Origin of the sequence: Paraburkholderia sp. A1RI_3L (assembly GCF_048957895.1) — a bacterium.
Taxonomy (GTDB): Bacteria; Pseudomonadota; Gammaproteobacteria; order Burkholderiales; family Burkholderiaceae; genus Paraburkholderia; species Paraburkholderia kururiensis.
In genome coordinates, this window is sequence record NZ_JARCHA010000040.1 from 1 (window position 1) to 4,864 (window position 4,864).

General features: G+C 57.4%; 10 protein-coding genes. All 10 read right to left on the minus strand.

Annotated elements, in window-relative coordinates; all coding sequences use genetic code 11:
• Nucleotides 1-53: 53 nt before the first annotated feature.
• Complete coding sequence (locus PXJ20_RS32605) at nucleotides 54-281, minus strand: hypothetical protein (protein ID WP_421032948.1); 228 nt, start codon at nucleotides 279-281, stop codon at nucleotides 54-56.
• A gap of 10 nt (nucleotides 282-291) precedes the next feature.
• A complete protein-coding gene (locus PXJ20_RS32610; protein WP_421032949.1) occupies nucleotides 292-936 on the minus strand; it encodes a hypothetical protein in 645 nt (214 codons plus the stop codon).
• Nucleotides 937-1,555: 619 nt separating this feature from the next.
• A complete protein-coding gene (locus tag PXJ20_RS32615) occupies nucleotides 1,556-1,768 on the minus strand; it encodes a hypothetical protein (RefSeq protein ID WP_421032950.1) in 213 nt (70 codons plus the stop codon).
• Nucleotides 1,769-2,030: 262 nt separating this feature from the next.
• Nucleotides 2,031-2,477, minus strand: coding sequence for a hypothetical protein (locus PXJ20_RS32620; protein WP_421032951.1), 447 nt, complete (start codon nucleotides 2,475-2,477; stop codon nucleotides 2,031-2,033).
• 16 nt (nucleotides 2,478-2,493) lie between these two features.
• Complete coding sequence (locus PXJ20_RS32625) at nucleotides 2,494-2,856, minus strand: hypothetical protein (protein WP_421032952.1); 363 nt, start codon at nucleotides 2,854-2,856, stop codon at nucleotides 2,494-2,496.
• Between the two features lie 36 nt (nucleotides 2,857-2,892).
• A complete protein-coding gene (locus PXJ20_RS32630) occupies nucleotides 2,893-3,459 on the minus strand; it encodes a hypothetical protein (RefSeq protein WP_421032953.1) in 567 nt (188 codons plus the stop codon).
• A gap of 237 nt (nucleotides 3,460-3,696) precedes the next feature.
• Nucleotides 3,697-3,909, minus strand: coding sequence for a hypothetical protein (locus tag PXJ20_RS32635; protein WP_421032954.1), 213 nt, complete (start codon nucleotides 3,907-3,909; stop codon nucleotides 3,697-3,699).
• Between the two features lie 24 nt (nucleotides 3,910-3,933).
• Nucleotides 3,934-4,209, minus strand: coding sequence for a hypothetical protein (locus tag PXJ20_RS32640; protein WP_421032955.1), 276 nt, complete (start codon nucleotides 4,207-4,209; stop codon nucleotides 3,934-3,936).
• A gap of 21 nt (nucleotides 4,210-4,230) precedes the next feature.
• Nucleotides 4,231-4,590 (minus strand): hypothetical protein, encoded by a 360-nt coding sequence (locus tag PXJ20_RS32645; RefSeq protein ID WP_421032956.1) that lies wholly within the window; start codon nucleotides 4,588-4,590, stop codon nucleotides 4,231-4,233.
• Between the two features lie 25 nt (nucleotides 4,591-4,615).
• Nucleotides 4,616-4,858 (minus strand): hypothetical protein, encoded by a 243-nt coding sequence (locus PXJ20_RS32650; RefSeq protein WP_421032957.1) that lies wholly within the window; start codon nucleotides 4,856-4,858, stop codon nucleotides 4,616-4,618.
• Nucleotides 4,859-4,864 lie beyond the last annotated feature (6 nt).

Consider the following 4,864-nt stretch of genomic DNA (forward strand, 5'->3'; position numbering starts at 1 on the left):
ACGAAAGGAAGCGCCAACGTTTTGCATGCTGTTTTCCTGTCGTTGTCGCCGGATCAGTCTGGCAAGCCGAGGAGTTTCTTGAATACGTGGTAGTCCTCGCGGCGAGTCGGGCTTGCTGTCTGGTCGTGCGTGACGGTCTGCCACAGCAGCCATGCGCCCGCCGCGTACCCGCGAAGATGCCGCGCCGATGCCTCATCCGGCTCCTTCTCCGCGCGCGCCAACTCGTCCGCGACGATTTGCTTGGCCGCTTCGGTAATTTGCTCGTAGGTGTAGGGATTCATCGTTTTCCGATCACTTTGCCAATTTCACCGGAAGGGGCCCGATGTCGCCGATGCCGTTAAGGCCGAGACCAAGAGCCTTCAACATAGGGCTCACTACCTGATTCAGCACCGCCATCGCCACAATTTGAGAGTGCAGCGCCTCCGTCTTTCCTCCTGCGGCGCCGTGATGGACGAGGGCATTTCGCCGGTCCTGCAATTCATTGCACTTCTTTATCAGGTTCGCGTCGGAATCGCCTACTGTCAGCTTCTTCAACTCACCGCCGAGCAGTTGAGCATAGATGTGCCCCAACAGCGTCGTGTACTTGGTAAAGCCCGTATTACCGTCCAGCACGCTTTTGCTTACGGCATCCGCGAGACGCTCATGGTGAACCAGCCCATAGACGACCGGCCGAAGAAGGGTGAAGCGAAAAAACAACTCCATTGAACTAGCAAAGAAGATCGTTCCAGCGTCGAAGTGCTCGTTGGCGACCAGTCTCATCCCTTCTTTGAGTCGGTTCCAGGCTGGCCGCATGAGGTGCGGATTCTGCACGTAGTACGATTTCAGGCGGTCTGAAGAAAATTGTTCGATCGTATCCGCTCGAACCTCTTTCGAGATCGCCTCGTACATCTCGTCGTACGCCGCGTCGCGCCGAGCATCAGCCTCGTCGTAACTCATACTGCCCTTCTCCTCGTTTTTCGCTGTTAGCAAAACCAGCCGTAATGACGCATGGCTTCCTCAATCGCTGCGCGCCACTGAGGCGGGCAAGGTTTCACGCGCTCGGCCGTTCGAATACCGCGCAACGGCAGTCCGTTCGATTCCTTCACATACGCAATCCAACAGGTTTGCGCGACGATCCCATGCCGCTGCTTCACGAACGTCTGAATGTCCTTGTAGCTCGCTATGTCGCCCTCGTCGCCCTTTCCCTATTGGACCTCAGCGAATAAAACGCCTTCAAGCAGGTATCGGCCCCACGAATCCCGCCACTCCCCTGTTACTTGCAACTCGACACCGCTTCTGCGAAGGGAGATCGCGAGAGTGAACAAGTCGGTTGCGACCTTTTGGCCTTTCGCGGAGATCCCTTCGGCCACGTATCGATGTGGCCAGCTATTTCCCAGATCGAAAAGACGTGTTTCAAACCGCCAGTGTCCGAGTGTCGACGAAATCGACATCGCGGTAACAGTGACGCTGTCCTCGAACACCCGCAGCGTCTCGACCTGAAGCAAGGATTTGGGATCGCTGGGGAACTCTAGATCACCCGACCACGTTTCTATCATCGCGTTTCGCCTGTTTTCCTTTACAACTCGCCTCGCGCTTTTGCGCCGACCACGATTTCGCGCAGCAGCATCCGGGCGACGGCCACCGGCGCTTGGCTGCCAACGTGTGTTGAACCGCTACCGAAAGGCGCGTCGACAGTGACCACCTTTGATTCCACGCGGAACTCGCCTTCGTACACACTGCCGTCGATTTCGACCGCGACAACCTCTGAACGACCAATTGCTCGTTTCATTCATCCCGCCGTTTTCCCTTGCGTCAGCTCGACATCACGCCGACGATCTTGACGTCAGCCGGACGCACTCGTAACCGGCGCGCTACTGCACGCTGCGCTCGCATGGTCAGGTCGTATCCCTTCGTAGGATCTGCCACCCGCGCAATGAAATCGACGCGGCCTGTGACAGACTTTCCCTGTTTCACTGCCTCGTAGCTCGCAGACACCGCTATTCGCTCCATTGCGCTTTTCCTTGGTGCCGGCCGCGCCGGCGTTTTCCTACCTAATGACTCGTGACCGGAATGAACAAACTAAAGACCCCTGCCGCGGTGCCGACGAAATACAAACAGACATAGATCGTGCGATTTGCTCGCTCCAGCAGGGTCTTGCCGCCGAAGGTTTGAATGTCCCAGCCCCGCACAAATAGAGTGCCCCACAACAACAGAGCCGCGCTGCCGCCTTGCATCCACCATTGTTGCGATTGCTGTACCGTCCACCCTTGGGACCGCACGGCCAGAGCTGCGACAAAGCCAAGCACCGTAGCGACTGAAACGGCAAACCCACTGATGATGAGCCTGCTACGAACGAATTTCGTTCGCGACGCAACGGTCGGTGGGAACGAGCGTTCTTTGCGGAGCTGCCTATACCATCTGCGCTCTAGCTTCACGAATCGCACCGGGCATGCGACCAGATGAATCGCGTGCCACAGGTCAAGGAACATCTGCCGCATCACTGCTCCCGTTTTCCTACCCGTTAAGGGTGCAATTGAGCGCGCGTATGGTGGCGCGTTCGGCTTCATTGATATCTTCACCCGGAGCCACGTTCCACAGCAGCGTTAGCGTGATCCGGTCTCCGTTCCGGACCGCTTCAGCCAGCGCACGGTGCACCCCGCGATACTTGTCGGGCTTGCCCTTGCGGTAAGGCAACCCACCAAGCAGCCTGCGCACATTCCGAGCATAGTCCCTGCGAGGCCTCCGACTTCCAGCCGACGCTTTTCCGACGTAACGGCCACGCAATTCCCCGGTTTGAGCATCGTGGATCTCCCACTGGTAGAGCAGCGGCAGCGTTTCGTCGGTGCCGTTCGTGACTACGTGGAAGTCCATCTGCATCCCACCTGTTTTCCATTACTTTCGACAGGCCTCGAGTCAGATCGGGGTGGTCGTCTTTAACGATTCGCGCATCACCTTTCGAACTGCCCGAACATCCTTCTTCGACACCCGTAGTTCCGAAAATTTGGTCCTGCTCTGGTCCCGAAGATAAAGATACTTTGCGCCTTCCCTGAACGTGCCGTGCATAGCCTGCCGCCTGTCGATTGGCTCGACACGCGTTGACGGCTTTCTCACCCCGTAGAGCTGGCCATCTTGTGCATAGTAGCCCGCCATGTAGTCCAGGATGCCGTCGGGCGAATTATCGACGCCCAAACGTTCTGCTGCGTCCGCCCATATCGAATCGTGAGCGCGAGCCTCTTCGTACGCGATCCGGGCCGCGTCGGGTAACGCCACTTTCCCGCCCAACGCCAAAATTCTGAGCGCACTCCATGTCCATCTATAACCCTTGGGAAACAGCCACCAAGTCACCCCGGCGTAACCGAGCAATAGGACTGCAGCAATCAAACTCGTCCATGCTAAGGGCCGGCTGTGCCAGTCGCCGAGCGCTTGGGCCAATGGCAAAAGAAGGAAAATCACAGACCAGAACGCCGGATTCGTCAACATTCGCGCCTCGCACACCGTAGATGCAATGTGTTCTTTTGCTATTGCTTTGCGTCACCGCACTTCGAGCACGATGGGCAACGCCAACCTGCCTGGCACGTCCACGTCCAACCCTTTTCTTTCCCGAAATCGGCCGCTACCTGCTTCGTGCCCCGCCGAATACAGCGGGCCGCATCCGCAACCCAGCCAGAATTCGGGGAAGATTCCCCCGAGGGTCGCCATTGCGTTTTCCGATGCGGCTCAAGAGCCGATAAAGTCGTTTGAGCCCAATTTTCTTGACCCGTGACGCACTTCATAAGTGCCTCCGAGCTTGCTGCGAGCGGCCTCGGCTTCCTCTTTGGAAGGAAACATTCCGGCCAAATCCCATGGGCTATTGCGGATGACAGCCCAGCCTACGATCCAGCCGTTGTTGCCGGGGTCGAGCGCGTATCCCTTCCTTTTCTCGTCGGTCATTTCATCCTCTCACTCTGTTTCCGATCACTGCCCGTCGTACTTCTCGCGCAATTCCTGGTACTCGAGACAACGTTCGTCCATCGCGCTCAGCGCTGCACGATACGCCTCGCTATGTGCGTTCGAGATACGCCGAAACTCGGCTTGCGCCCTTGCCCACGTGTGTCCATTCGATCGAAGCGATTCAATTAGAGCACCGTGGCTGCCCATGAGGAGGTGCCACGCCTCGTGCTCACGAAGCGCGGTTTCGCGTGCCACGTGCCACGCTTCCAATGCTTGATCGAGTTGTTGTTTGGTGACCATACGAAGATCCTTTCCAGTTTTCTACGTTGCCAACGGGAAAATGATTCCCGGAAATTTCGGTCGAATGAGTTCCAGCAGTCGCTCGAATTGCGACTGCTCCAGGAATCTGCCGAGCGCGTCGCGCTTACGATATAACTGTGCGGTGCCTAAATGAAGTGTGCAGCCGGCGAACCGTTTCGCACCACCGACGCAGTGGGCATGAGGGTTGGATGGATACGGATCAGCGTCGCTTTTATGGACGCGCCATACCTCGCCCGACACCTTAAAGTCTTCCTCGAGGATGAACTTTCCATCGCCCGTCTTCCACATCGCCGCGCCAACACACACGTCGATAAATTCGCCGTGGTCTATTACGAACTCTTCATTCGGGTCGTCAGCCATTTCAATCGTCCTGTTTTTCGTTTTCCTACAATTCGTGATGCGCGAGCCACATGAGCGCGCCAGCACGCTCGCTACCCGCAATGGTCGTCCACATTTGACCTTGCTCATCGACCGCGATGCAGCCGGGCTGCCAATGGTCCGGGTTGCGCAGTTGATTCACCCAGCCCTGAACTCCACCTTGGAAGAACACGACGACGCCGCCCTTGCCGAGAAGCCCTTCCTGCTCGCGATAGCGACGCGCATCGTCAATCATTGTCTTGGCATCCATCGCTGT

What these genes read in the sequence shown, in the direction of transcription:
- PXJ20_RS32605 (WP_421032948.1), bottom strand. Translation starts at nt 281, where the DNA reads ATGAATCCCTACACCTACGAGCAAATTACCGAAGCGGCCAAGCAAATC.
- PXJ20_RS32610 (WP_421032949.1), bottom strand. Translation starts at nt 936, where the DNA reads ATGAGTTACGACGAGGCTGATGCTCGGCGCGACGCGGCGTACGACGAG.
- PXJ20_RS32615 (WP_421032950.1), bottom strand. Translation starts at nt 1,768, where the DNA reads ATGAAACGAGCAATTGGTCGTTCAGAGGTTGTCGCGGTCGAAATCGAC.
- PXJ20_RS32620 (WP_421032951.1), bottom strand. Translation starts at nt 2,477, where the DNA reads ATGCGGCAGATGTTCCTTGACCTGTGGCACGCGATTCATCTGGTCGCA.
- PXJ20_RS32625 (WP_421032952.1), bottom strand. Translation starts at nt 2,856, where the DNA reads ATGCAGATGGACTTCCACGTAGTCACGAACGGCACCGACGAAACGCTG.
- PXJ20_RS32630 (WP_421032953.1), bottom strand. Translation starts at nt 3,459, where the DNA reads ATGTTGACGAATCCGGCGTTCTGGTCTGTGATTTTCCTTCTTTTGCCA.
- PXJ20_RS32635 (WP_421032954.1), bottom strand. Translation starts at nt 3,909, where the DNA reads ATGACCGACGAGAAAAGGAAGGGATACGCGCTCGACCCCGGCAACAAC.
- PXJ20_RS32640 (WP_421032955.1), bottom strand. Translation starts at nt 4,209, where the DNA reads ATGGTCACCAAACAACAACTCGATCAAGCATTGGAAGCGTGGCACGTG.
- PXJ20_RS32645 (WP_421032956.1), bottom strand. Translation starts at nt 4,590, where the DNA reads ATGGCTGACGACCCGAATGAAGAGTTCGTAATAGACCACGGCGAATTT.
- PXJ20_RS32650 (WP_421032957.1), bottom strand. Translation starts at nt 4,858, where the DNA reads ATGGATGCCAAGACAATGATTGACGATGCGCGTCGCTATCGCGAGCAG.